General features: G+C 67.2%; 25 protein-coding genes. 13 read left to right on the top strand and 12 right to left on the bottom strand.

The genetic code is table 11. The annotated features are described in order from the left end of the window. Positions 1 to 158 precede the first annotated feature (158 nt). The 4 genes from JI752_RS07160 to JI752_RS07145 form a co-directional block, all read right to left on the bottom strand. Positions 159 to 1,490 (bottom strand): ABC transporter permease, encoded by a 1,332-nt coding sequence (locus JI752_RS07160; protein WP_216961250.1) that lies wholly within the window; start codon positions 1,488 to 1,490, stop codon positions 159 to 161. Positions 1,491 to 1,503: 13 nt separating this feature from the next. Then, positions 1,504 to 2,661 (bottom strand): FtsX-like permease family protein, encoded by a 1,158-nt coding sequence (locus tag JI752_RS07155; protein ID WP_216961246.1) that lies wholly within the window; start codon positions 2,659 to 2,661, stop codon positions 1,504 to 1,506. Between the two features lie 156 nt (positions 2,662 to 2,817). Continuing rightward, positions 2,818 to 3,513 carry an ABC transporter ATP-binding protein gene (locus JI752_RS07150; RefSeq protein WP_216961243.1) on the bottom strand — a complete coding sequence of 232 codons (696 nt, stop codon included), beginning with the start codon at positions 3,511 to 3,513 and terminating at the stop codon, positions 2,818 to 2,820. A 54-nt stretch (positions 3,514 to 3,567) separates the two neighbouring features. Further along, a complete protein-coding gene (locus JI752_RS07145) occupies positions 3,568 to 4,830 on the bottom strand; it encodes an efflux RND transporter periplasmic adaptor subunit (protein WP_216961240.1) in 1,263 nt (420 codons plus the stop codon). Positions 4,831 to 5,069: 239 nt separating this feature from the next. On the opposite strand from JI752_RS07145, the gene JI752_RS07140 reads away from it, so the two are divergent. Genes JI752_RS07140 through JI752_RS07125 form a run of 4 tightly spaced genes read left to right on the top strand, consistent with a single transcriptional unit; the run spans position 5,070 to position 8,667 of the window. Beyond that, positions 5,070 to 5,978 carry an ABC transporter ATP-binding protein gene (locus tag JI752_RS07140; RefSeq protein WP_216961237.1) on the top strand — a complete coding sequence of 303 codons (909 nt, stop codon included), beginning with the start codon at positions 5,070 to 5,072 and terminating at the stop codon, positions 5,976 to 5,978. Next, positions 5,978 to 6,748 (top strand): ABC transporter permease, encoded by a 771-nt coding sequence (locus tag JI752_RS07135; protein WP_216961234.1) that lies wholly within the window; start codon positions 5,978 to 5,980, stop codon positions 6,746 to 6,748. The genes JI752_RS07140 and JI752_RS07135 overlap by 1 nt, the downstream gene beginning before the upstream one ends. Before the next feature lie 52 nt (positions 6,749 to 6,800). Continuing rightward, complete coding sequence (locus tag JI752_RS07130; RefSeq protein WP_216961232.1) at positions 6,801 to 8,000, top strand: sensor histidine kinase; 1,200 nt, start codon at positions 6,801 to 6,803, stop codon at positions 7,998 to 8,000. 49 nt (positions 8,001 to 8,049) lie between these two features. Then, the gene (locus tag JI752_RS07125; protein ID WP_216961230.1) at positions 8,050 to 8,667 is read left to right on the top strand and encodes a response regulator transcription factor; all 618 of its coding nucleotides are present in this window, start codon (positions 8,050 to 8,052) and stop codon (positions 8,665 to 8,667) included. Between the two features lie 275 nt (positions 8,668 to 8,942). Here JI752_RS07125 and JI752_RS07120 read toward each other — a convergent pair whose 3' ends face one another. After that, positions 8,943 to 10,322, bottom strand: coding sequence for a leucyl aminopeptidase family protein (locus tag JI752_RS07120; protein ID WP_216961227.1), 1,380 nt, complete (start codon positions 10,320 to 10,322; stop codon positions 8,943 to 8,945). Next, positions 10,319 to 11,035: an HAD-IA family hydrolase gene (locus tag JI752_RS07115; RefSeq protein ID WP_216961223.1), complete on the bottom strand. Its 717-nt coding sequence runs from the start codon at positions 11,033 to 11,035 to the stop codon at positions 10,319 to 10,321. Before JI752_RS07115 ends, JI752_RS07120 begins: the two co-directional genes overlap by 4 nt. A 239-nt stretch (positions 11,036 to 11,274) precedes the next feature. Between JI752_RS07115 and JI752_RS07110 the strand changes: the two genes are divergently transcribed. After that, positions 11,275 to 11,505 carry a DUF6289 family protein gene (locus tag JI752_RS07110; protein WP_216961221.1) on the top strand — a complete coding sequence of 77 codons (231 nt, stop codon included), beginning with the start codon at positions 11,275 to 11,277 and terminating at the stop codon, positions 11,503 to 11,505. 238 nt (positions 11,506 to 11,743) lie between these two features. On the opposite strand, the gene JI752_RS07105 is transcribed toward JI752_RS07110, so the two are convergent. Genes JI752_RS07105 through JI752_RS07085 form a run of 5 tightly spaced genes read right to left on the bottom strand, consistent with a single transcriptional unit; the run spans position 11,744 to position 15,828 of the window. Further along, positions 11,744 to 12,874: an AI-2E family transporter gene (locus JI752_RS07105; RefSeq protein WP_216961218.1), complete on the bottom strand. Its 1,131-nt coding sequence runs from the start codon at positions 12,872 to 12,874 to the stop codon at positions 11,744 to 11,746. Further along, on the bottom strand, positions 12,871 to 13,368 hold the full coding sequence (locus JI752_RS07100) for a hypothetical protein (RefSeq protein WP_216961215.1): 498 nt from the start codon (positions 13,366 to 13,368) through the stop codon (positions 12,871 to 12,873). The genes JI752_RS07105 and JI752_RS07100 overlap by 4 nt, the downstream gene beginning before the upstream one ends. A gap of 2 nt (positions 13,369 to 13,370) precedes the next feature. Continuing rightward, a complete protein-coding gene (locus tag JI752_RS07095; protein WP_345777327.1) occupies positions 13,371 to 13,919 on the bottom strand; it encodes a phage holin family protein in 549 nt (182 codons plus the stop codon). A 6-nt stretch (positions 13,920 to 13,925) separates the two neighbouring features. Then, on the bottom strand, positions 13,926 to 14,345 hold the full coding sequence (locus JI752_RS07090) for a hypothetical protein (protein ID WP_254200217.1): 420 nt from the start codon (positions 14,343 to 14,345) through the stop codon (positions 13,926 to 13,928). 52 nt (positions 14,346 to 14,397) lie between these two features. After that, positions 14,398 to 15,828, bottom strand: coding sequence for a trypsin-like peptidase domain-containing protein (locus JI752_RS07085; protein ID WP_216961213.1), 1,431 nt, complete (start codon positions 15,826 to 15,828; stop codon positions 14,398 to 14,400). A gap of 567 nt (positions 15,829 to 16,395) precedes the next feature. On the opposite strand from JI752_RS07085, the gene JI752_RS07080 reads away from it, so the two are divergent. From JI752_RS07080 to JI752_RS07065, 4 genes are all read left to right on the top strand, one after another. Next, positions 16,396 to 18,564, top strand: coding sequence for an adenosylcobalamin-dependent ribonucleoside-diphosphate reductase (locus tag JI752_RS07080; RefSeq protein WP_216961210.1), 2,169 nt, complete (start codon positions 16,396 to 16,398; stop codon positions 18,562 to 18,564). Between the two features lie 266 nt (positions 18,565 to 18,830). After that, positions 18,831 to 19,430 carry a hypothetical protein gene (locus JI752_RS07075; protein WP_216961207.1) on the top strand — a complete coding sequence of 200 codons (600 nt, stop codon included), beginning with the start codon at positions 18,831 to 18,833 and terminating at the stop codon, positions 19,428 to 19,430. A gap of 93 nt (positions 19,431 to 19,523) precedes the next feature. Next, positions 19,524 to 20,318: an NrdJb gene (locus JI752_RS07070; protein WP_216961204.1), complete on the top strand. Its 795-nt coding sequence runs from the start codon at positions 19,524 to 19,526 to the stop codon at positions 20,316 to 20,318. A gap of 54 nt (positions 20,319 to 20,372) precedes the next feature. Continuing rightward, positions 20,373 to 21,233, top strand: coding sequence for a DUF2806 domain-containing protein (locus JI752_RS07065; protein WP_216961202.1), 861 nt, complete (start codon positions 20,373 to 20,375; stop codon positions 21,231 to 21,233). A gap of 692 nt (positions 21,234 to 21,925) precedes the next feature. On the opposite strand, the gene JI752_RS07060 is transcribed toward JI752_RS07065, so the two are convergent. After that, entirely contained in the window at positions 21,926 to 22,267 is a 342-nt protein-coding gene (locus JI752_RS07060; RefSeq protein WP_216961199.1) for a hypothetical protein, read from the bottom strand. A gap of 492 nt (positions 22,268 to 22,759) precedes the next feature. On the opposite strand from JI752_RS07060, the gene JI752_RS07055 reads away from it, so the two are divergent. From JI752_RS07055 to JI752_RS07040, 4 genes are all read left to right on the top strand, one after another. Beyond that, the gene (locus tag JI752_RS07055; protein WP_216961197.1) at positions 22,760 to 23,272 is read left to right on the top strand and encodes a transposase; all 513 of its coding nucleotides are present in this window, start codon (positions 22,760 to 22,762) and stop codon (positions 23,270 to 23,272) included. A gap of 101 nt (positions 23,273 to 23,373) precedes the next feature. Further along, entirely contained in the window at positions 23,374 to 23,931 is a 558-nt protein-coding gene (locus JI752_RS07050) for a cold shock domain-containing protein (protein ID WP_216961194.1), read from the top strand. A gap of 89 nt (positions 23,932 to 24,020) precedes the next feature. Continuing rightward, entirely contained in the window at positions 24,021 to 24,521 is a 501-nt protein-coding gene (locus tag JI752_RS07045) for a hypothetical protein (protein WP_216961192.1), read from the top strand. A 249-nt stretch (positions 24,522 to 24,770) separates the two neighbouring features. Further along, complete coding sequence (locus tag JI752_RS07040) at positions 24,771 to 25,385, top strand: hypothetical protein (protein ID WP_216961189.1); 615 nt, start codon at positions 24,771 to 24,773, stop codon at positions 25,383 to 25,385. Positions 25,386 to 25,412 lie beyond the last annotated feature (27 nt).

The raw sequence follows: 25,412 nt of genomic DNA, 5'->3' as shown, positions 1-25,412 counted from the left end.
AATCCAACATTCAGGCGTGTGACGCTCTTCGGCAGTGGTGGCGCAGCTGACGCCTGGATGGTGCCGCCATACGGCGGCCCAAAAGACCCCGCCTGCGCGGGAATGAAAGAAAGGCCGCGATTGCTCGCGGCCTTTCCGTCTTCAGCCACAAGTGGCGATCACGCCGCCCGCAACGCCTCCGTCACCGGCAATCGCGCCGCGCGCAGCGCCGGGAACAGACCGCCGACCAGGCCGATGCCCAACGCCCACATGATGCCGTTCCACAGCAGCGCCGGTGAAACCTTGAACTGGAACATCACCTGGCTGAAGTTGTTGCCCAGCGTGGACACGCTGTAGCCGTTGAACACCAGCCACGCCACCGCGCCGCCGAGGAGGCCGCCGATGAGCGCCAGCAGCATCGTCTCCAGCATCACCGCCACCACCACCGGCAGGCCGCGGAAACCGATGGCGCGCATCGTCGCGATCTCGCGCGCGCGGCCGGCGACGGCCGCATACATCGTGTTGAGCGCGCCGAACACCGCGCCCACCGCCATGATCGAACCGATCACGATGCCCAGCACGCGCAGGAACTTGCTCAGCCCTTCGGACTGCTTGGCGTAGTAGTGGCGCGTGGTGTCGACGTCGAGCTTCAGGCGCGGGTCGGCGGCCATCGCGGCCTTGAGCTGGTTGAAGCCGTCCTTGCCGTCCAGCTTCACCGTCACCGACTGGTAGGCGCTGCGGCGGTACGTCGAAGCCAGCGTCTCGCCATCGGCCCACAGTTCCGAGTCGTGCGAATCGCCCGATGCGAAGAAGCCCACCACGGTCCAGATCTGGTTCGCCAGTTCGATCTGCGAACCCGGCTTGAGATCGTTGAACTGCTGGTCGACGTACTGCTTGCGCGCGCCCTGGCCGATCACCAGCTCGCGCATGCCCGGGTTGAACTTGCGGCCCTCGACGATCTTCACCTGCGGACGCAGCGCCCACGCCGCTTCGCCCACGCCACGAAGCTGCGCGTTGGCGTCGGTGTGGTCGGCGCGGGTGACCATGTTCACCACCTGCGACAGCTCGGGCGAGATCGCCGGACGTCCGTCCGGGCCCTTTGCGATGCCGGCCAATGCGCTCACCAGCGGCACCTGGTCGCGGGTGATGACCGAGTTGGTCTCCGCCTGCGAACCGCCGCGCAGGATGATCGCGGTGCTGTCGTTGCCGGTCTGCTTGAGCGTGGCCTCGAAGCCCGCGCCCATCGCCAGCATCGCCACCAGCACGCCGACCACGCCGGCGATGCCGACCACGATCACGCTCGAAGCACCCCATCGCTGCGGCAGGCTGGCGATGCCGATGCGCGTGGCCTCCAGCGCCAGGCGTCCGGTGCGCGTGAGCACCAGCCAGAGCGCCAGCGCGACGACGAGCGCCAGCACCGCGTACCACGGCAGCATCGTCCACACGGCCAGTCCCGCGACCAGCGCCAGCACGACGCCGGTGTTGCCCAACCACTTTCTTGCACGGCTCATGTCGTGTCTCCTGTCAGCGGCCCGCGAGGGCATCGACGATGTTCAGGCGCATCGCGCGCATCGCCGGCAGCAGGCCGACGACCACGCCGATGACGACCATCAGCACCAGACCCAGGCCCCAGGTCGCGGCGGGCACGTTCGGCAGCTGGATCAGGCCCATGCTGGCCTGGCTCACCGCCGGCATGATCAACGCCGCCAGTCCCAGGCCGATCAGGCCGCCCAGCACCACCAGCAGCGTCGCTTCGGCCAGCACCAGCCACAGCACGCTGCGATTGGAGAAGCCGATCGTCTTGAGCACCGCCAGTTCCGGGATGCGCTCGCGCACTGCCTGCGCCATCGTGTTGCCGGTCAGCAGCAGCAGCGTGAAGAACACCGCGCCCATGATCGAGGTGACGATCAGGCCGATGTCGCCGATCTGCTTGAAGAAGGCCTGGTTGAAGGCCTGCTCGGTCTGCGTCTTGGTTTCGTGGTCGGAGTTGTCGGAGAGCTTGTCGATCGCCTGCGCCACCTGGTTGGACTGGTCGGCCTTGGCGACATCGACCACGTACCAGTGCACCTGGCCCTTGATGTAGTCGTTGGCTTCGTCGAAGTACTTCCAGTTGAACATCAGCTGCTTTTCTTCGCCCTTCCGCTTGTTGTCGTTCATGCGGAAGATGCCGACCAGCTTAAAGTTCCAGTTGTTGCTGCCCTTGGTCGGGAAGATGGTGGCCTGCAGCGGGATCGTGTCGCCGATCTTCCAGCCGTGCAGCTTGGCCAGCGCCTCGCCGACGATCGCGCCGTCCTGCGTGGCGTAGAACGCCTTGAGCTGGTCGGCGGGGATCACGTACTCCGGGTACAGCTCGATGTAGCCCGGGCCGACGGCGAAGTTGGGGAAGAAGTTCTTCGGATCCTGGTAGATGCCGCCGAACCACGTCGCGTAGGACGCCTTCGTCACGCCCGGCACGCTTTCGATCTGCGATTGCAGCCGGTACGGCAGCGACTGCGTGATCGACAGGCGCGAGGTGGTGATGAGGCGGTTGTAGCCGGAAACGTTGGCGCTGGTGTTGAACGCCACGCGGACCGAGTCGAGCATGCCGAACAGCAGGAACGCGGTCACCACCGACAGCAGCGTCAGGAAGGTGCGCGTCTTGCTTCGGAACAGCGCGGCCCAGATCAGGTGCAGGTATTTCATCTGCGCGTCCTCAAGGTGATTTCACTCCCTCCCCTGCGGCGCAGGGGAGGGTTGCGGAGGGGTTGCGAGCCGCTTAGCGGCGAGCTCGGCGCTTGCGCGCCTCGGACCCCCTCCCAACCTCCCCCTGCATGCAGGGGGAGGAGCAAGGAATCGATGTCAGTGCTCCACCGCAAGCTCACGCTCCACGAGCGTGCCCTTGTCCAGATGGATCGTGCGTTGCGCGTGGTCGGCGGCCTTGGGATCGTGCGTGACCATCAGGATGGTCTTGCCGTGGTCGCGGTTGAGCGACTGCAGCAGCGCGAGGATCTCCTCGGCGGATTGGCGATCCAGATCGCCCGTGGGCTCGTCGCAGATCAGCAGCGTCGGGTCGGACACGATCGCCCGCGCAATCGCCACGCGCTGCTGCTGGCCGCCGGACAATTCGTTCGGACGGTGCTTGCCGCGATCGGCCAGGCCCACCAGCTGCAATGCGATCTCCGCATTGCGCTTGCGCTGCGCCGAGGACAGCTTGGTCAGCAGCAGCGGCAGCTCCACGTTCTTCTGCGCATTGAGCGTGGGCATCAGGTTGTAGAACTGGAACACGAATCCGACGTTCTGGCTGCGCCAGTGCGAGAGCTGGCCGGCCGTCATCGTGTCGATGCGCTGGCCGTCCACGGTGATCTCGCCGCCGGTGGGCGAATCCAGCCCGCCGATGAGGTTGAGCAGCGTGGTCTTGCCAGAACCGGACGGACCCATCAGCGCGACGAAATCGCCCTTGGGGATGTCCAGGTCGATGCTGTGCAGCACCTCGACCTTCTCCGGACCGCGTTGATAGGTCTTCCTCAGGTTGCGGATCGAAACCAGCGTAGCCATTGCGACGTCCTCGAAACGATGAAAGGGGGACTGCGTCCTGCGGTTCGTAAGGCCTTACTCGCTTGCGGAATCGGACGCCGACTCGGCGTCCGCCGCGGCGACGCGCACGCGGTCGCCGTCGGCGAGACGTTCGGGAGGATCCAGCACCACCGTCTCACCGCCTGCGAGTCCCTGCGTGACCTCGCGGTCCTCGCCCAGGCTGCGGCCGACGGTGACCTCGCGGCGCTGCGCGCGATCGTCGTTGACGACGAAGGCGACCTGCTTGCCATCGCGCGAGGCGATCGCCGCGGCCGGCACCAGCACGCCCGGCTTCTGCGCCGGCGCGTCGGGCTTCCTGGCTTCCAGGAAGCTCACGCGCACGCCCATGTCGGGCACGATGCGCGGGTCCTTCTGCTTCAGCGCCACGCGCACCTTCACCGTGGCCTTGCCGCGGTCGGCGGCGGGAATGATCGCGATCACCTCGGCCGGAATCTTCCAGTCCTGGTACGCGTTGAGCGTGGCTTCCACCGGCATCTTCGGCTGCACGCGGCCGATGAAGGCCTCGCCGACTTCCACTTCGATCTCGAGCGAATCCATGTCGACGATCGTGCCGATGCCGGTGCGGGTGAAGCCGCCGGTGGCGAGCGGCGAGACGATCTCGCCCGGCTGCGCCGCCTTCGCCGTGACCACGCCGGCGAACGGCGCGCGCACGATGGTGTTGTCCACGCCGATGTCGGCGATGCGCAGGCGGTCGCCGGCGACCTTGGCGTTGCGCTCGGAGGTGATGAGCTCGGCGCGCAGCGAATCGCGCGCGGCGATGGCCTCGTCGTACTGCGCCTTCGACACCAGCTGCTGGTTCACCAGCGTCGACAGGCGACGCGCATTGGCCTCGGCCTCCGACAGCTGCGCTCGCACGCTTTCCACCTGGCTGCGCGATGCGCTGTGCTGCGCGCTGGCGAGCGTGCGTTCGGCGTCGGCGTCCAGCGGATCGAGCGTGGCCATCACCTGGCCTTCCTCCACGCGCATGCCTTCCTCGATGAACACCTCGCGTACCTTGCCGGTGATCTTCGCCGACACCGTCGCCATGCGACGCGCGACCACATAGCCGGTGGCATCCAGCACCGACGCGCTGCTGCCGCCGTTGCCGATCGCGGTGACGGTGGCGGTCTGGACTTCCACGCCGCGTGAGCGGCCGAACACCGCCCATGCGACGAGCACCAGCACGATGAGTGCGGCCACGGCGGCCAATGCGATCCACAGCCCGCGGCGCGATGCCGGGGGCGGTGGTGTCGAGCGGTCGATCCGCAATTCCTTCAGCAGGTCGGCAGAGTTGTTCATCGACGATCCGGACGATGTGAAAGGGGAGAAGTGTGGGCAGTCCGACCGCGCCTGCGCTAGGGGCCGGAAGTAACTTTCTGCCGCCAGGGCGGCCAGGACAGCGCCAAGCCTATTCGATGCGGGCCCGCGCGGTCACCTGATGTCTGTCATGTGTTCGCCGTGACGGCTGCGACTGCCGCGCCAGAACGCACCCGCGCAGGATGCCTTCACTCGGGACGATCCCGCATGGAGAGCAGGCGATGAACAGCGAACACGCGGTGCTGGCGCGGCTGGACGGGGTGCACAAGTCGTTCGGCCCCATTGAGGCTCTCGCGGGCGTGGACCTCACGGTGCGCGGCGGCCAGATGCTGGCATTGCTGGGCCCCAACGGCGCAGGCAAGAGCACCGCGATCGGACTGCTGCTCGGCCAGGGCAGGGCGGATGCGGGCACGGTGTCGCTGTTCGGCGCGTCGCCGCACGAACTCGCCGTGCGCCGCCGCATCGGCGTGATGCTGCAGAGCGCGGGCATTCCCGACATGTTGAAGGTGTCCGAACTGTTAGCGCTCACCCGCAGCTACTACGCGCAGCCGCGCAGCGTCGCCGACTGCGTGATGCTTGCCGGACTCGACGGTCTGATGGACCGGCGCTACGGCCGCCTCTCCGGCGGACAGCAGCGGCGCGTGCAGTTCGCCCTGGCGATCTGTGGACGACCGAAGCTGCTGTTCCTCGACGAACCCACCACGGGCCTGGACATCGAGGCCCGCCGGATGCTGTGGCGCGCGATCCGCGAACTGGTCGGCGAAGGCTGCGGCGTGCTGCTGACGACGCATTACCTGGAGGAGGCCGAAGCGCTGGCCGATCGCGTCGTCGTGCTCCAGCGCGGGCGCGTGATCGCGCAGGGATCGGTCGACGAACTGCGCGGCCATCTCGCCCAGCGTCGCATCCGCTGCTTCAGCGCCGTGGCCGCCGAGCGCGTGGCGACATGGCCGTGCGTGATGGAAGCGCGTCGCGACGGCGCGCGCCTGGAAGTGATCGCCGAATCCGCCGAACCCGTCGTGCGCCGTCTGCTCGCCGAGGACGCGGCGCTTACCGAACTGGAAGTGTCGCGCGCCGGACTGGCCGACGCCTTCCTCGAACTCACCCGCGAAGACAACCGGGAGGCTGCGTGATGAACACCCTTGCCAGCATTGCATCCAGGCCGGACACCACGCTGCGCAGCTACCGGCTGGAAGCGAAGTACGAGTTCCTGCGCCTGCTGCGCACGCCGATGTTCGCCGTGCCGACGCTGCTGTTTCCCACGCTGTTCTACGTGCTGTTCGGCGTGCTGCTGGCCGGCTCGCGCGGTGGCGTCGCGGCGTCGCAATACCTGCTGGCGACCTACGGCGTGTTCGGCGTCATGGGCGCGGCGCTGTTCGGCTTCGGCGTGAGCGTGGCGATCGAGCGCGAGAACGGGTATCTGGAACTCAAGCGCGCACTGCCGATGCCGCCCGGCGCGTACCTTCTGGCGAAGATGGCGATGGCGGCGTTGTTCTGCGCGATCATCTCGCTGCTGCTCGCGGTGCTGGGCGCATCGCTGGGCGGCGTGTCGCTGGCGCCGGGGCAGTGGGCGATGCTGTGGCTGGTGAACATCGCCGGCGCGCTGCCGTTCTGCGCGATCGGCCTGTACATCGGCAGCCTGGTCGGCGGCAGCGGCGCCCCGGCCGTGGTCAACCTGGTGTACATGCCGATGGCATTCCTGTCCGGCCTGTGGATGCCGCTGAGCGTGCTGCCGCCGGTGTTCGTCCAGCTCGCACCGCTGTGGCCGGCGTGGCACCTGGGGCAGCTCGCACTGAAGGTAGTCGGGCGCGATGCCGGCGCATCGGCGGTGATGCACGTCGCCGTGCTGGCGGCGATCACCGTCGTCTTCTTCCTGCTCGCGCGCCGCCGTCTTTCGCGCTGACGAACCCGGGGCTACAGTCATGAACACGCGCCACACCGACGGAGTCCGCGCCATGTCCGGATCGATCAAACCGGCGTTGCTGCGCTGGCGGGGACGCCTGATCCCCGAAGCGCTCGGCCTGGGCTGGACGCCGTTCTTCCTGCTGGGCTACCTGAGCTTCCTGTTCCTGCCCACGCTGCTGGCGTGGATCGGCGAGAACGATCGCGTCTTCGGCGGGCGCACGCAGCTGTGGCCGACGCTGGTGTCGATCGCGCTGTTCCTGCCGCTGTACTTCGCCGCGTATCGGCAGATCGGCGCGAGGAAGGTGGCCTGCATGCTGGCGATCGCCGCGCTGGGTTACCTGGTGCTGCCCAGCAATCCCTTCGCCAACACCTACCTGATCTACGCGTGCGGCTTCGCGGCGACCGTGGGTGGCCCGCTGTGGCAGCGACTGGCGTGGATGGCGGCGATGCTCGCCGGCCTGCTGGTGGAGATCGTGCTGCTGCGCTATCCGGTGTTCGTGTTCCTGATCACGCTGATCGTCGCGGTGGCGGTGTTCTTCGGAAACCACCATTTCCTGGAAAGCCGCCGCAAGCAGGCCGCGCTGCAGCTCTCGCACGACGAAGTGCGCCGGCTGGCCGCACTGGCCGAACGAGAACGCATCGGCCGCGACCTGCACGACCTGCTCGGCCACACGCTGTCGCTGGTGGCGCTGAAGTCGGAGCTCGCAGGCAAGCTGGTGGAGCGCGATCCGCAAGCGGCCGTGCGTGAACTGTCGGAGGTGACGCGCATCGCCCGCGACGCGCTCGGCCAGGTGCGCAGCGCGGTGACCGGCATCCGCGCGGCGGGCGTGGCGTCGGAACTGGCGTCGGCGCGTCTGCTGCTGGAATCGGACGGCGTGGTGTTCCACTACGAGTTCGCGCCGATGGCATTGCCGGCCGAGGTGGAAACCGTGCTGGCGATGACGCTGCGCGAAGCGGTGACCAACATCCAGCGCCACGCGCGCGCGCGCAACGCACGCGTTCGCCTGCACACGCAGGGCGAGGAAGCGGTGTTGCACATCGAGGACGACGGACGCGGCGGCGCGATCGCGCCCGGCAATGGACTGAGCGGCATGCGCGAACGGCTGGAGGCGCTCGGCGGTCGCCTGCGCGTGGACTCCACGCCGGGGCAGGGCACCTGCGTGCAGGCGCAGGTGCCGTTGCCGCGAATGACGATGGATGCGCCCGACGCCACGGCGCTGCGCACGCAGGTGCCGCCCGCCGCGGCCTGACCTGCGCGCGCAGTGCTAACGTGCGCGCAGTCCGCTGGAGGCGCAGGCGATGATCGGAGTGGTGCTGGCCGAAGATCAGGCGATGGTGCTGGGCGCGCTGTCGGCGTTGTTGCGTCTGGAGTCCGACATCGACGTGCTCGGCACGGCCACCGACGGCGAGGCCGCATGGAGCCTGCTGGAGCGCATGCAGCGCGAGGGCCGCGTGCCGGACGTGCTGGTCACCGACATCGAGATGCCCGGCCTGAGCGGCCTGGAACTCGCGCAGCGCATGCAGCGCCACGGCTGGGCGACGAAGGTCATCATCGTCACCACCTTCGCCCGCGCGGGCTTTTTGCGCCGCGCGCTGGAAGCCGGCGCCAGCGGTTATCTGCTCAAGGACGCGCCGGCCGAACAACTGGCCGAGGCGATCCGGCAGGTGCATCGCGGCGGCCGCGCGATCGACCCGCAGCTGGCGGTGGACGCCTGGGGCGAGGCCGATCCGCTCAACGAACGCGAGCGCCAGGTGCTGCGCCTGGCGGGCGAGGGGCTGACGGCGGGCGAGATTGCCGCGCGCCTGCATCTGTCGCAGGGCACGGTGCGCAACTACCTGTCCGAATCGATCGGCAAGCTCGGCGTCGGCAATCGCATCGAGGCGTATCGGTTGGCGCGGCAGAAGGGGTGGTTGTAGGGGCGCCAGTGTCTTGGCGTCCCGTTAGGGGCGATTGCCTCGCGCACCCGTCATCCCGGCGAAGGCCGGGACCCAGGCCGTCACGCCGTCCGCATCCTATGCCGTCATTCCAGCGAAGCTGGAAGCCACCTTCGCTTTGATCCAAGCAACAGCGCAGCGCGGACATGCGTGCGCGAGAGCCAGCGCGTCTGCCTCCGTTGCCCCTCACCCCAACCCCTCTCCCGGTGGGAGAGGGGCTCATCGCGCCATCGGCGCAGTGGGGCGGGAGGCAGGAATCAAACGCCCGCGTGCCGCTTCAACAACGCATACGCCCCGCGCAGCCCCTGCGCCTCGCCGCCGGCCGGACGGCCCGGGCGATCGCTGTCGTTCCAGCTGTACACGTCCAGGTGCGCCCACTTCTGCGCGGGCGGGACGAAGCGGTCCAGGTACACCGCCGCCGTGATGCTGCCGGCCATCTTCGACGGCCCGCCGTTGGCGATGTCGGCCACGTTGCTCAGCAGGTAACGCACGTACGGACGCCACAGCGGCATGCGCCACAGCGGATCGCGCAGCTGCATGCCGGCCTCGAGCCACTGCTGCGCCACGCCTTCGTCGTTGCTGTACAGCGCCGGCAGGTCAGGGCCCAGCGCGATGCGCGCAGCGCCGGTGAGCGTGGCGAAATCCAGCAGCAGCTGCGGCTGCATTTCCACGGCGTAGGTCAGCGCGTCGCAGAGGATCACGCGGCCTTCGGCATCGGTGTTGTCGATTTCCACCGTGATGCCCTTGCGCGTGTCCACCACTTCGCCCGGGCGGAACGCGTTGGGGCCGACCGCGTTCTCCACCGCCGGCACCAGCAACGTGATGCGCAGCGGCAGGCGCTGCGTCATCACCAGCTCGGCCAGCGCGATCGCGTGCGCCGCGCCGCCCATGTCCTTCTTCATGTTGCGCATGCCGTCGGCGGGCTTGAGGTCCAGGCCGCCGGTGTCGAAGCACACGCCCTTGCCGACGATGACCACGTGCGGGTGCGACTCGTCGCCCCAGCGCAGGGTGATCAGGCGCGGCGCGCGGTGGCTGGCGCGGCCGACGGCGTGGATCGCGGGGAAGTTGTGCGTGAGCAGGTCGTCGCCGCTGAACACTTCGATGTGCGCACCGAAGCGTTCGGCGATCTCGCACGCCACCTGTTCCAGCTGGTCCGGGCCCATGTGCTCGGTCGGCGTGTTGACCAGATCGCGCACGCGGATGCAGGCGGCCAACTGCGCGAACGCGTCCGCATCGCCCTGCGCAAGCGCGAGCTGCGCCGGCGCGCGCAACGGCGTGCGGTAGCGGTTGAAGCGGTAGCAGCCCAGGCCCCAGCCGAGCTGGAACGCCGCCTGCGCCTCGGCCGGCAACTCGGTCGCCAGCGAAAATGCGCGCGGCGGCAGTGCGAACGGCGCATGGCCGTAGGCGAACGGGTCGAGCGGATCGCCCACGCCGATCACCGCGGCGGCGATGCCGCCGTCGGCCGCAGGCAAGGTGATGGTGGAGAACGGCGAGCCGTCGAAGCCCTGCGCGTCGAGCCAGGCGCCGACCGCGGCCGGCTGCGTCGAGCGCCACTGGGCCAGTCCGTCGCGCGTGACGACGTGCAGCGGCAGTGCGGCGGTGGTGGTGATGTCGACGAATCCAGTCGGCAGGCTCATGCGGCAGCGGTTTCCGGTGATTGCGCCGCGTCCAGCCAGTCGGCCAGCCCGGCGAGGGTGGTGAATTCAAGGTCGGGGCGGACGTCCGCGTGCGGCCAGTGCGCGCCGGTGCGGTTGATCCAGCAACTGCGCAGGCCCGCGCGCTGCGCGCCGAGCACGTCCATTTCGATGTCGTCGCCCACGTGCAGCACGTCGGCGGGCGCGAGCGGAAAACGCTCGCAGGCGGCGTGGAAAATGCTCGCCGCCGGCTTGGGCGTGCCGTGTTCGCGCGCGCCCAGCTGGAAGACGAAGTGCGTGCCGATGCCCACGCGCGCCAGGTCGGCATTGCCGTTGCTGATGGCCGCCAGCGGCACGCGCGCGGCCAGGCGCGCGAGGGCATCGAGCGAATCGTCGTAGAACTCCACGCGGTTGCGCTCGTCGTAGAAGGCTTCGAACGCGGCGTCGGCGTGCAGCGGGTCGTCGCCGGCCAGCTCCATCGCGCGTACCAGGCTCAGCTTGCGCAGCAGGCTGAAGTCGTGGGCGAGGTCGGGGCGTTCGAAGTAGATGCGTTCGCGCAGCTCGCGCATGGCCTCGATCGGGAAGCGCTGCGCCGTGCGCGGGCAATGCGTGGTGAGCCAGTCGTGCAGCACGCGCTCGACCCGCGCGCCGATGGGCGCGAAGGGCCACAGGGTGTCGTCGAGGTCGAGGGTGATCGCGCGGACGGGGAAAGCCATTCCCCGATTTTAGCCTTACTGCGCCGCCCGCCCGTTCGTCGCATGCGCGAGCCCGCGAGACGGGGTTTGCGGACGCGGTCCCGGTTCCCCGGTGCGCGGGGGTGTATCCAGCTCACGGCACGCGCGGAGCCCGTTCCGGCCCACCGGCGTGCGTGCCGACGGCCCTGTCGCCGGGCGCGCCCAGGACGGCTCGCGCGCCGCGGTCCACGGCGGCTTGTGCCGCCTCAAGGAGGAAAGTCATGCGCATTCCACGCCGATCCACGCTCGCCCGCCTGCTGGGCATCGCCGCGCTGGTGCTGGTGCTCGCCGGCACCGCCAGCGCCGGACGTTGGCCCTACATCCAGACGTTCTACGACGAAGCCGGCAACGCGGTGGGCTGGCAGATCGGCCACTGCGACAACAGCTACAGCTTCCACGGCGTGCGCACGCCGGTGTACACGATCGAACGGTTGCAGTGCCCGGATCTGTAGTTTTTCGCTCCCTCCCCTGCTTGCAGGGGTGAGGAGGGACGTTTGCGCGCCACTGGCGCGCGTCCCGACGAACGCCTCCGGGCTGTGCCCGGAGGCCGCGGGGTTGGGGAGGGGTGAAGTGCACAGCGCAGGAGCCTGACCGCGAGCATCACTGCATTGCTCTCCCCGAGCCCTCACCCCAACCCCTCTCCCGCAAGCGGGAGAGGGGCTCAACGCGGGATAGGGCCCATGACGAGGCTCACTCCAACAACTTCGCCCACCCCGTCAGCCCCTCGATGCGCGCCAGCACCAGCTTCACGCACACGAGCATCGGCACCGCCAGCAGCAGGCCGACGATGCCCCACAGCCAGCCGAACACCATCAGCGCCAGGATCAGCACCAGCGGCGACAAGCGCATGCTGCGGCCGAGCACGATCGGCGTGATGATCTGGCTTTCCAGCGTGTGCAGCGCCAGGTACAGGCCCGCCGGCAGCAGCGACGGCCACAGTTCGTCGAAGGCGACGAACCCCATCAGCAGCATGATGACGATGCCGATCAACGGACCGACATACGGTGCGAAGTTGAGGATCGCCGCCATCGTGCCCCACAGCAGCGCTTCCTGCATCGGCACGCCCAGCCAGTACAGCGAACCGGCCAGCGCCAGGCCCACGCCGGTGTTGATCACGGTGATGGTGAGCACGTAGCGCGAGATCGCGCGCTCGATCGAAGTGAGGATGTCCACCGTCAGCTTCTTCTGCTGGCGCGTGGGCAGCAGCGCCATCGCGTTGCGCTGCAACTGTTGGCCGTAGACCATGAAGAAGAACGTCAGCAGCACCACCGCCAGCACCGAAGCCACGCGTCGCGGCGTCGCGGTCAGCGCCTTGTAGGGCTCGTTGAGTTCGGTGCGGATCACCTGCACGGGTTTGCTGGTGCTTTCGCCACCGGCCGCACGCGCGATGTTCTGCGCGGCCTTGTTCGCATCGAGCATCGGCTTGGTCAGGTCGCGCAGCTTCGGCGCGATCTGCTTCATCTCGCGCGGCACCTGGCGCACCCACTCGCTGGCCGGCTCGATCAGCTGATTGCCCAGCGCACCGGCCGCGGCCAATCCGCCCAGCAGCACCAGCAGCGCGCCGAGGAAGCGCGGCACGTACAAACGTTGCAGCCCGCGCAGGATGGGGTTGCCGATCAGCGCGAAGAACATCGCCAGCAGGATCGGCAGGATCAGCTCCTGCGCCGCCCACAACGTGAATCCGACCGCGAGCGTCGCCAGCACCATCGCCGCGCTCGAGGAGCGCGGACGCGGCGAGACGGGACTGGGAGGAAGTTCGTCGCCTTCGTCGGCGTGGACGATGTCGTCGGAGGCGGGAGGCGCCGGTGGCAGCGCGCTCATGGCGCCACCTGGTCGACCGTGGCGGTGCGCGCCGCGCGCATGCGTAGTTCGGCCTGCGCCAGCGCGAGCGCTTCGTCGACCTCGCCAGGCGGCGCGACCGCGTCGGGCGGCACCGCGCGCTGCGCGAAACCGGCCCCGGTCGCCGAGGTTTCCGCCGCTTCGGCCTGCACCTGTTCGTTCGCCTCCGTCGCTTCCTCGGCGGCGACCTTCGCGCTGCCGCCCGCGACCAGGCTGGCGACCATCGACACCATCTGCATCAGCCCGCCGCTCTTGCCGATCGCACGCAGCGGCTCGGCGCGACCGACCACGAAGCCGCTCACCAGCCCCGCCGTCACGATGCGCCACGGCGTCCACGCCGCAAGCCACGACGACTTGAGCTGGCCCAGGTCGGCGGCGACGGTGCGCTCCCTCTCCTCGAGCACGTCCTCGGCCTGGTGAACCTTGGCGACGAGCTGCTTGAAGCTCAGCGTCTTATGGGGCTTGCGGTCGGCCATGGTCAGGGCGGAGTGATGTGGGTGCCGTTGCCGGAGTGCTTCAGCTTCTCGGCATCCTGCCGCAGATCCTTCGCCGCCGCGCGCGCCGATTCGGCGGAGTCGGGCGTGGGCATGAGGTCGGCCAGCTCGCCGATGCCCAACCGCGCCAGCTGACGGCGCGTGGCCTGCATGCGTGTGTATTCGAAATAGTGCGCCGCGCGCAGTCCGGCGTAGACGGTGACGACAAGGCTCAGGCCCGCGGCGATCAGCATCGAAACCAGCCACGAGATGCCGAAGCTGCGCAGCAGCGCCACCAGCGTGGCCATCAGGAACAGCCACGCCGAGGCGCCGAACACCACCGCCACACCGGCGAAGGTCAGCGCACGCCCCAGCGCGCTGCGTGCCAGCGACAGGTCCGCGGCCACCAGCGTGCGGAACGCACGCGCCGAATCGGCCGCCGCCCCCAGGCTGGCCTTTGCCGTACTGCCGATGTCGCGCAGCGACTCGGCCAGGTCCGGCGGCGGTGGCGCCGCCGGGTCTTCGTGTTCGCGACGCTCGTCGGCCTCGCTCACGGGGGCTTACTTGTCGCCGCTGCGGGCGAGCTTGGCGAGGATCCATCCCGCCGCGAAGGCCACGCCGAAGGAGGCCAGCGGACGTTCGCGGATCAGTTCGGCGGCGCTGTCGACCAGATCGCGGCCCTTGTCCATGAGCGCGTCCATCTGCTCGCGCGCGGCACCGCCGGCGTTCTCCGCCGCGGCGATTCCGGCCAGCGCGCTGTCGGCCAGGTCCGCCTTGACGTGGGCCTTGCCCACGCGCAGTTCTTCGCCCGCTGCCGCGGCGGCACCGCGCAGCGCGGAGCCCGCATCGCTGGCGGCCTGTTTCACATGACCGCCGGCCTCGCTGAGGTTGCTGCGCAGGCCGTCGCGGTAGCTCGCGGCGCCGGAGGCTGCCGAGCTGTTGTCGCCGGGGTTGGTGGGATCGGTGGGGCTGGTGTTCATCGAACGGCTCCTGTGTGACTGGGTATTGCGGATCCGCACCGCCGCCACGGCGTCACTGCATCAGCAGGTCGGCCGAGCGGTTGCTGCGGAGAATGCGGAGCACCAACTGTGCAGGACGCTGCGTGAAGCTCGCGCGGAAGCCCGGCAGATCATCGAAATTGCCCGTGTTGGACGCGATCACCACGTCGTCCTTGCGCAAACGGTTCGCTTCGGCGCGGCTGCCGCTGGCAACGGACGCCACCATCACGCCGGATAGACCTGCCTGACGCAGGCGCTCGGGCAATTCAGCGAACACCGCACCCGACAGGCGCGGATCCAGTTCCAGGCCCTGGAACGACTTGGGCTGCTCGCGCAGCGACGCATTGAGCGTCAGCGGCTTGCCGTCGCGGCGCACGTCCAGCGCGATGCGGCTGCCCACGGCCTGCAGGCCTTCGTAGTTGCGCAGTTCGTCGTGGCTGTCGATGCGCTCGCCGTTGGCGGCAAGGATCACATCGCCCACCTTGACGCCCGCCGCCGCCGCCGCGCTGCCGGAGAACACCTGCGTCACCACCGCGCCGCGCGTCTCGCTCAGGCCCAGCGCCTTGGCGAGGCGGTCGTCCACGTCCTGCGACTCCAAACCCAGCGAGCCGCGGATCACCACGCCGTTGTTGGCGATCAGCTGGCCCATGATGTTGCGCGCCAGGCTCGTGGGAATGGCGAAGCCCAGCCCGATATTGCCCGCCATCGAACCGCGCGGATTGAAGCTGGCCGTGTTGATGCCCACCAGCTCGCCGTTGAGGTTCACCAGCGCGCCGCCGGAATTGCCCGGATTGATCGACGCGTCGGTCTGGATGAAGTTCTGGAAGCCCAGCCCGCGCAGGCCCGTACGCCCCACCGCCGAGACGATGCCGGACGTCACCGTCTGGCCGATCCCGAACGGATTGCCCACCGCCACCACGAAGTCGCCCACGCGCAACGCGCTGGAATCGGCCATCGGCAGCGCGGTCAGGTTCGAAGCGTTGATGCGCATCAGCGCCACGTCGGTGTCGGGATCGGAGCCCACGAAGTCGGCCGTGAGCGTGCGCCCGTCGGCCAGCGTCACGGACACCTCATCGGCCCCTTCGATCACGTGGTGGTTGGTCAGCACGTAGCCGCGCTGCGCGTCGACGATCACGCCCGAGCCCAGCGACTCGTTGATCCGCTCCTGGCTCAGCTCCGGGAACATGCGCCGGAACATCGGATCGTTGCCGAACGGGCTCACCCGCACGCGCTGCTTGGTGTGCACGCTCACCACCGCCGGCGTCACCTTGGCCAGCATCGGCGCCAGCGAGGGCAACGGCTGCCCGCCCACGATCGCCGGCAGCGCGGCCACGGTCGGCGTGGTCACGGCGGTCGCCGGGGCGGCCTGGGCGGGCGCCTCCAGGCCGTCGCGCACCGCGATGGCGACGAAGCCACCGAAGGCGGCGGCGAGGGACAGGGTGAGCAAGGTCGGCAGAGGGCGCATCGCGTCGTTCTGGGAAAAGGTGAATGGGCGTGGGAGGCGTCGGCAACGGGGCACCGCGTCCCCACCGCGGAGACGGTCAGTGTCCGTGAACGGCATTAAATATGCGATGAAGTTTTGCCCCTCCAGGGCCCGATCCAAGCGTGCCGACGGTGCGTCGTGCACGTTTGCACGGAGGCGGCAAGCGTGCGAATCAAGCTGCTTGACCGCCATCACAGTGATGTGACTGCCATCAAAAAAATCGTTGACACTTCCCGGGGCCGGGGGTAGCTTGAGCCTTCGCTGCCGCCACTACATCTAGTGGTCATGGCGGTGGCGAGGACCCAAATTTGGGGTTCCGTGCTTGGAGTTGCTTGACTGGCGGCGCTTTCGGGGGAGGGCGCATGGCGGAGCAGGATGAGCGGAGATTTCCAGAAAAACCCATGCCGTCGCGCCCGCTGAAAACGCGGTTGCGGGCATAGCCGTCGGCGGCCTCCAGGCACGTGGCCACGACGGTGCAGTACCCAACATAAGAATCCACCGGCGTGCCGGACCGATACGGCGACGCCACAGCAAGGAGACAGGACAGGCATGAGCACAGTGCGCCTCGAGGCGGTCAAGACAGCCGCGGCGGATCGGGCCGATCCCAACAGGGACGTCCCCATGCAGCCCGCCTCCCAGGACATCTGGGACAAGAAGTACCGGCTGAAGACCAAGACCGGCCAGGCGGTGGACGCGGACATCGACGCCACCTACCAGCGCGTCGCCAAGGCCCTGGCCGAGGCCGAGCCCACCGCCGAAAAGCAGCAGTACTGGAACGAGCGTTTCGTCTGGGCGCTGCGCCGCGGGGCCATTCCCGCCGGCCGCATCACGTCCAACGCCGGCGCGCTGGAGCACAAGCCCGCCACCTCGACCATCAACTGCACCGTCTCGGGCACCATCGAAGACTCGATGGACGGCATCCTGGAGAAGGTCCACGAAGCCGGCCTCACGCTGAAGGCCGGTTGCGGCATCGGCTACGAGTTCTCCACGCTGCGCCCGCGCGGCGCGTTCGTCGCCGGCGCCGGCGCGTACACCTCCGGGCCGATGTCCTTCATGGATATCTACGACAAGATGTGCTTCACCGTGTCCTCGGCCGGTGGCCGTCGCGGCGCGCAGATGGGCACGTTCGACGTCGCGCATCCCGATGTGAAGGACTTCATCCGCGCCAAGCGCGAAGACGGCCGCCTGCGCCAGTTCAACCTGTCGCTGCTGATCACCGACGGCTTCATGCAGGCGGTCGAAACCGACGCCGACTGGCCGCTGGTCTTCCCGGTGAACATCAAGGAGCGCGGCGACCTCGACATCGAAGACGCCACGCAGGTCGTGTGGCGCGAGTGGCCCACGCACCGCAACTACATCGTGCGCGACGACGGCCTGGTGGCCTGCAAGATCTACGGCCACATCCGTGCCCGTCATCTGTGGGACATGATCATGGTCTCGACGTACGACTACGCCGAGCCGGGCTTCATCCTCATCGACCGCGTCAACGAGATGAACAACAACTGGTGGTGCGAGAACATCCGCGCCACCAATCCGTGCGGCGAGCAGCCGCTGCCGGCGTACGGCGCGTGCCTGCTGGGCTCGGTCAACCTGACCAAGTTCGTGCGCGACGCCTTCACCGACAAGGCCTCCTTCGACTGGGAGGAGTACAAGGAAGTCGTGCGCGTGTTCACCCGCATGCTCGACAACGTCGTCGAAGTGAACGGCCTGCCGCTTCCGCAGCAGCGCGAGGAGATCATGCGCAAGCGCCGCCACGGCATGGGCTTCCTCGGCCTGGGCTCCACGGTGACCATGCTGCGCATGAAGTACGGCAGCAAGGAATCGTGCGAGTTCACCGAGCGCATCGCACAGGAAATGGCCGTGGCCGGCTGGGAAATGGGCCTGGCGCTGGCGAAGGAAAAGGGCGCCGCGCCGATCATGGAAGAGCGCTTCGAAGTCACCGCCGAGATGCTGCGCAAGCGTCCTGAAATGAAGAAGGATGGCTGGAAGATCGGCCAGGAGATCCCGGGCCGCGTCCTGCACGCCAAGTACAGCCGCTACATGCAGCGCATCGCCGAAGTCGCGCCCGAGCTGGTGGACGAGCTCGCCGAGACCGGCGCGCGCTTCACCCACCACAGCTCCATCGCGCCGACCGGCACGATCTCGCTGTCGCTGGCCAACAATGCCTCCAACGGCATCGAGCCCTCGTTCGCGCACCACTACAGCCGCAACGTGATCCGCGAAGGCAAGAAGTCCAAGGAAAAGGTCGACGTCTACAGCTTCGAGCTGCTGGCCTACCGCGAGCTCATCAACGCCAAGGCCATGCCCTTCGCCGAAGACGCCGGCGCGCAGCTGCCCGACTACTTCATCGCCGCCGACGACATCACGCCGAAGGAACACGTCGACGTGCAGGCCGCCGCGCAGAAGTGGGTGGACAGCTCCATCTCCAAGACCGCGAACGTGCCCACGGATTACCCGTACGAGCAGTTCAAGGACATCTACCGCTACGCGCACCAGCAGGGCCTGAAGGGCTGCACCACGTTCCGCTTCAATCCCGCCGCCTTCCAGGGCGTGCTGGTGAAGGAAGCGGACCTGGAGAACACCACCTACCGCTTCGAACTGGAAGACGGCAGCGTGCTGGAAGTGAAGGGCAACGAACAGATCGAATACGACGGTGAAATGCACACCGCCGCCAACCTGTTCGATGCACTGAAGGAAGGCTATTACGGCAAGTTCTAAACTCGCTCGTCATTCCCGCGAAAGCGGGGGCAGTTGGGCCGCCGAATGGCGGCACTCTCCAGCGACTTTGGAAGCTTTACCGAAAAGGCAGGAGGCGGCCCACCGCCTCCACGCAGAAGTACCGGCTTCAACGCCGTGGGCCGCTTCCGCGTTCATGTTCAGGCCCGCCGCGGGTATAGCATCGACTTCGCAACACGTGCTTTTGCTTTGTTCGACCCCGATTACCGAACCGCCAAACGAATGAGACGCCCGTCAGGAGGGCAAACATGAGCAATGGCAACGGAGTCACGGCGACCCTGACGCAGGCCGCCGAGAACGTGAAGGAAACCGTGACCAGCTTCAGCAGCGCCGTCATGGCGCGCGCCGACGATGCGGTGAAGACCGCGCGCAAGAAGGCCGACACCGCCAAGAAGGCGGCGAAGAAGGCCGTCGGCAATGCGAAGAAGAAGCTCGCCAAGGCCTCGGCGGACGCGAAGAAGGAAGTGGCGAACATTCGCCGCGAAGCCACGGCCGCCAAGAAGAAGGCGGCCAAGAAGGTCAAGGCCGCACGCAAGGCGGGCAAGACCGCCGTCGCCAAGGCCAAGGGCACGGTCAAGCGCGACGTCGCCGCCGCCAAGCGCAAGGTTGCCAAGAAGACGACCACCGCGCGCAAGGCCGTGAAGAAAGCCGCCGCCAAGAAGGCCACGAAGAAGGCCGCAGCGAAGAAGACCGCGACCAAGCGCACCGCCACCCGCAAGGCGGCCGTGCGCAAGGCCGTGAAGAAATCCGCCGCTACGACGGCGAAGAAGGCGCCGGCCCGCAAGGCCGTCGCGAAGAAGGCAGCCAAGCGACCCGCCAAGAAGGTTGCGAAGAAAGCTGCCAGGTAACAGCAAGCCCCGATTGGTGGCCGCGCCCTCGCGGCGCGGCCACCGCATTAAACACATAACTAGATCAGCACTACCGCACCAGGAGCGGGTCACATGGCCGTCAAGATCGACAAGAAAATCAAGGGCTACAGCGTCGTCACCCCGGAAGACAAGGCTTCGGCTGCTGCCGCCAAGAGCGCGCCCGTCGCATCCAGCGTGGACGCCCTGCCCACGGCCGACGTGATCCAGATGCACGAGCGCATCGAGCGCCCGGAGATCCTCATCGGCTCCACCTACAAGATCAAGTCGCCGCTGTTCGAGCACGCGCTGTACGTCACCATCAACGACATCGTGCTCAACGCCGGTACCGAACACGAACTGCGCCGTCCCTTCGAGATCTTCATCAACTCGAAGAACATGGACCACTTCCAGTGGATCGTCGCGCTCACCCGCATCATGTCGGCCGTGTTCCGCAAGGGCGGCGACGTCACCTTCCTGGTCGACGAAATGAAGGCCGTGTTCGACCCGCGCGGCGGCTACTGGAAGCCGGGCGGCGTCTACATGCCCTCGCTGGTGGCCGAGCTGGGCGCGATCGTCGAAGACCACCTGAAGTCCATCGGCCTGATCATCGACCCGGAACTGAGCGACGCGCAGCGCGCGCTGATCGCCGAGAAGCGCGCGGCCTACGCGCAGCTCTCAAAAAAAAACAGTGAAGTAAGCGACCACGGCGACCTGTTCCCCGACCCGCGCGTCACCGACACCCCGCGCAGCGAAGACGTCGAAGTCACCGGCGAAGGCGCCGCCTTCCCGCCGAGCGCGACGATGTGCCACAAGTGCAGCACGAAGGCGGTGGTGATTATGGATGGGTGTGCTACTTGCTTGAATTGTGGTTACAGCAAGTGCGGCTAAAGGCGACTGCATATGCCGTGACATCTCACAGGGCAGAATTGCGGGACGGCAGGGATGGGCGACAGCAACTCAATAGTTAACATTGATGCAAAAGGGCTTTCTAAGGTTGGGGCTGCGCTTGTTGAGAAGGTCGCTGACGGCATTGGAGGCGTATTCCGACCGACGCAGCTGGTCAGGGTGGCGCGCGCTCAAGCCAAAGCTGACCTGATTGCAGCGCAATCGCAGGTCGAGATTAACGAGCTGCAAGCACGCGCGATGCAGCGCTTCGTGGCCGAAGAGTCGAAGCGACAGTCAAACATCGAAGAGATTACCAGGCAAGCGATTCCCCTCCTCGAGGACAAGTCGGAGCCCGAGAGAATGGATGATGACTGGGTTGCAAACTTCTTTGATAAGTCACGAATAGTTTCTGACAATGAAATGCAGGGCCTCTGGTCCCGCATTCTCGCAGGCGAATCGAACTCGCCTGGAAAGTTCTCAAAGAGGACCATCAATCTTCTTTCCGATCTGGACAAAAGCGACGCCGAGCTATTCGCGAACCTAGTCAGATTTTGTTGGATGATTGCTGGGCCAACCGTGCTGATCTTTGATCTCAAAGACAGCATTTATTCCCAGAACGGCATTCACTTCGCCGGGCTCGCGCATCTTGAAAGCCTTGGCCTAGTTCACCTTGATAACTTGGGTGGATATCAGCGCAACGAGATTCCCGCGAAGTTCGCAATTCACTACCGCGGGCGTCCGCTGGCTATGGAAGTACAGCCAGCGACCGAAGACTTCCTGCCATTGGGACACTGTCTCCTAACGAATGCAGGCATGCAGCTCGCTGAGATTTGCCAGACGAGTCCGGTTGAGGGATTTTTTGAGTACGTCCAGAACAAATACGCAGCGAAGGGGTTCAGGTCACCGTCGGCTGTGTGAGAAAACGCTCCAGCCAGCGTAGCCCGGGTAAGCGAAGCGCACCCGGGGCTTTCCCTGACGTGACGACACGGCATTCCCGGGTGCGGCCTTTGGCCTTACCCGGGCTACGGTCATCTCTGCGACATGGGAGTGACTGCAGGATGGTGCGATATCGGCGAAACCGCATTGCCGGCGGAACCTACTTCTTCATCGTGACGCTTCGCGACCGCCGCGACGACGCGCTGGTGCGGCATGTCGATCTACTGCGCGCATCCTGGCGACACGCGCTGTCGCGCCTCCCACGACGAAGTCGTGGCCGTCGTCGCGCTTCCCGAGCCAGCGTAGCCCGGGTAAGCGAAGCGCACCCGGGGCTTTCCATGACGCGATGGCCCGGCATCCCCGGGTGCGGCCTTCGGCCTTACCCGGGCTACGGTTGATGCGAGATCAGCCAGCGTAGCCAGCGTAGCCCGGGTAAGCGAAGCGCACCCGGGGCTTTCCATGACGCGACGGCACGGCTTCCCCGGGTGCGGCCTTTGGCCTTACCCGGGCTACGTTTTTGACGTCATGACGCGGCTGGGCAGCCAACGTAGCCCGGGTAACCGAAGCGCACGCGGGGCTTTCCTTGACGAGACAACACGGCTTCCCCCGGTGCGGCCTTCGGCCTTCCGGGCTACGTTTCTGATGCTCTTAAGTGCGCAGGTGGCGCCCTAGATTCATGCGCTCGAACGGCCCGGCATCGGTTCAGCGAAGACACGCATGTCGTCGGGGAGTTCGAGAGTCCTCAACTGTTCTTCGATCAACTTCCGCACACTGTCCCGGTGTCGTTCTGAAAGCACACCGGCTAATGCATCAATCGTCGCGAGAACCTGGAGATCACGGGCAAGCTCCCGCGGAATGCCTTCGCCTTCCAACCACGGCGGCGGGCCCGGCGGCGGGTCATTGTGAGGGATCGGAGGGATCCAGATCTCCGCATAGAGTGGAATCCAAATCCACCGCACACACATGCCCTTGAGCCATTTGAGACATAGCTTGAATCTGCTGACCTGGTGGTACATGTGTCGTCCTTGTTTGCGGGCGAACAGTCGCCCACTGGAAAGGCACGTCAAGGGTTGAGCGCGGCGGACAGCATCTGCGCCGCATTTTCGGCCGTTCGTCGCCAGGCTCTGCTTCGCAGGTCGTGCAACTCGCAAGGTCCGCTTCCGGGTTAGTGATTCGCGTCACGACGTGGTTCATTCCGTCGCCGAACGCAGACACCGTAGCCAGCGTAGCCCGGGTAAGCGAAGCGCACCCGGGGCTTTCCATGACGCGATGGCCCGGCATCCCCGGGTGCGGCCTTCGGCCTTACCCGGGCTACGGTTGATGCGAGATCAGGCGTCGGCGGCTAATGATGTCCCTTCTTTCCGAGCCCAGTAACGCGATGCCACAGGCCAGGTAAGCGAAGCGCACCCGGGGCTTTCCCTGACGTCATGACGCGGCTTCCCCGGGTGCGGCCTTTGGCCTTACCCGGGCTACGGTTATCCCACTCTTTCGACGTGGGTAACTCCTGGATGGTGCGGTATCGGCGAAACCGCGTTGCGGGCGGAACCTACTTCTTCACCGTGACACTTCGCGATCGACGCGACGACGCGCTGGTGCGGCATGTCGATCTGCTGCGCGTCTCCTGGCTACGCGCGCGGCCGCGCATTCCGCATGAAGTCGTGGCCGCTGTCGTACTCCCGGATCACCTTCATGCCGTCATCCGGATGGCCGACGCCGACGCGGACTACTCGCGGCTCTGGCAGGAGATCAAGAAGGGCTTCAGCCGGCGATTGCCCGTCGCGGGACCATCGCTGTGGCAGCCGCGATTCTGGGAGCACACGATTCGGGACCATGACGACCTTCGCGCGCATGTGGACTACGTGCATTTCAATCCGGTGAAGCACGGGTTGGTCAGGCGCGTGATCGATTGGCCGCATTCCTCCTTCCATCGTTACGTGCGCAATGGTGAGTTGGAGGCGGATTGGGGCGGAACCGTCGCGGCGTCGACCGCCCATTTCGGCGAGGTCCCGCAGCCACCCTAGCCCGTGTAAGCGAAGCGCACCCGGGGTTTCCCCGACGTGACAACACGCCGCTCCCGCGTGCAGTCTTTAGCCTTCCTGGCTACGGATTCTGGGACCTCCCGATGCGCGCACACGGCACCCTGGCGGAATGGAATGACGACCGTGGCTTCGGCTTCATTGCCGCGGCGCAAGGGGGCGAGAAGGTGTTCGTCCATGTTTCCGCATTCCCGCGCGACGGCCAGCGGCCGCGTCTGGGCGAACTGATTTCGTTCGAGATCGAACGCGATGCCAATGGCAAACCGCGCGCGACGAGCGTCATGCGGCCGGGTGCGCAATCAACGACGCGTCCTCGCAGACATTCCGAACGCCCGGCGCGTCCCGCGCGGTTTGTGTCCGCGATCCTCTCGGTGCTCGCCATCGCGGCCATTGGCGCCTATGCGTACACGCAGCTGGATGGCGCCGCACAACCACAGGCCGTTGCGCCCGCCACGGTCGCGGTACAACCCGCCGCGGCAGCGGCACAACCCGCCGCGTCTCCGGCGTTCACTTGCGACGGCCGCACCATGTGCTCGCAGATGAACTCCTGCGCAGAGGCGAAGTACTTCCTTCAACATTGCCCCCACACCGCCATGGACGGTAACGGCGACGGCGTGCCATGCGAACAGCAGTGGTGCGATTGATGGCGCCAGCGTGGCGCCCCCTGACGCGACGACGCAGCAACGTAGCCCGGGTAAGCGAAGCGCACCCGGGGTCGCCGTGACGAAGTAGGATGCCGGACGCCACCCGCGCGCCCACCTCAGAAGGACCTGAAATGACCGACCCCTACAACACCGCAAGCGCGCACGCGCCCCGGCCCGAAGCGCCGGCTGATGTTCCGCCCGTCAGCCGCCCTGCGGTGCGAGTGCCGAGACAAGCCGCCAGGTCGAACGCGTCATCGCAGCGCGCCACGCTGTTGCCCGTGGTGAACATGGTCGTGTTGTTCGTGATCCTGCTGTTCGTGGGGTTCAAGGGCGGCATGCGCTTCGGGGCGTTCCTGTTCGGCTGCGGACCGCTCGCGCTGGCCGTGGCGGCCAGCCTGTGGATTTCCAATCCCATCTTCACCACCGTCGTGCGGTGGACGAATGCGGCGCTGGCGGCCTTCGTGCTGTTCCGTCTGATGCGCTACGCCAGCCACGGCATCTTCAATGGCGGCATGCTCCTGACGCTGGTCACCTCGGTGGGCGTGCCCGCATTCAATGCGCTCTTTCTGAAGGCGAAGCCGGCCGAGTAATCGGCGAAGTCTGGATACGCCAGGCGCATGAGCCTTCGTCGAAGTCGCGGTGCCGCCTGCGGCGATACGACGTGTCCGCCGCCCCTGCGCGCCGTAATCGGGTAGATTCCGACCTGCCCACGGCAGCCGGGCGCACCGTGAACACGGACCGCCGCGCCGGGCGACCGCGATGGGCCGCCGAAAACGTAGAACCTCCTAGGCAGCGTCGGTTCGGCACGACCGCCGCGCAGCATCATCAAGGAGCGTCACATGGCCGAAGACTCCAGGATCAACAGGACGCAGATCTGGGTGACGTTGATTACGGTGCTGGGTGGGTTGCTGACCGCCCTCATCGTCAACGTGGACAAGTGGGCCCCCCGCGACGAGAAGCCCGCCGCCGCGGCAACCGCCACGCCCGCGGCGGCAAGTCCGCCCCATGTCGCGCCATCTTCGGCGGCGCCCGCGACGGACGTGGCTTCGCAGGGCGCCGCGCCCGCGACCGGCGCCACGGCCGCACGGCCAGCGGCCGCGCAGGCGCCGACCTCCGTATCGGTGCCAGGCGAAGGCGCCGATGCGCCGTCCGCTCCAGTGTCGGCGGCGCCCGCCGGGCCCATCGACATCGCAGGTGAATGGCGCGACGACGACGGCTCCCGCATCCACTTCACGCAGGCTGGCAACGCGTATGAATACAGCCACACCGCCATCAGCGGCACGTTGATCTCGGCCGGCAAGGGCACGATTTCCGGGCGCGACCTCACGCATACATTCGAGATGCTGTCCGGCGAAACCGGCTCGTGCACCGCACGGGCGAACGAAGCGATCAACAAGATCACGGGCCACTGCCTCTTCGAGGACGGCGGGTGGACGTTCACCATCGAACGGTGATCGGACGCGTAGTGGCGTTCGCGCGCC

Origin of the sequence: Lysobacter sp. MMG2, assembly GCF_016735495.2 — a bacterium.
Classification (GTDB): Bacteria; Pseudomonadota; Gammaproteobacteria; order Xanthomonadales; family Xanthomonadaceae; genus Lysobacter_J.
This window is presented reverse-complemented; position numbering and strand designations above follow the sequence as displayed.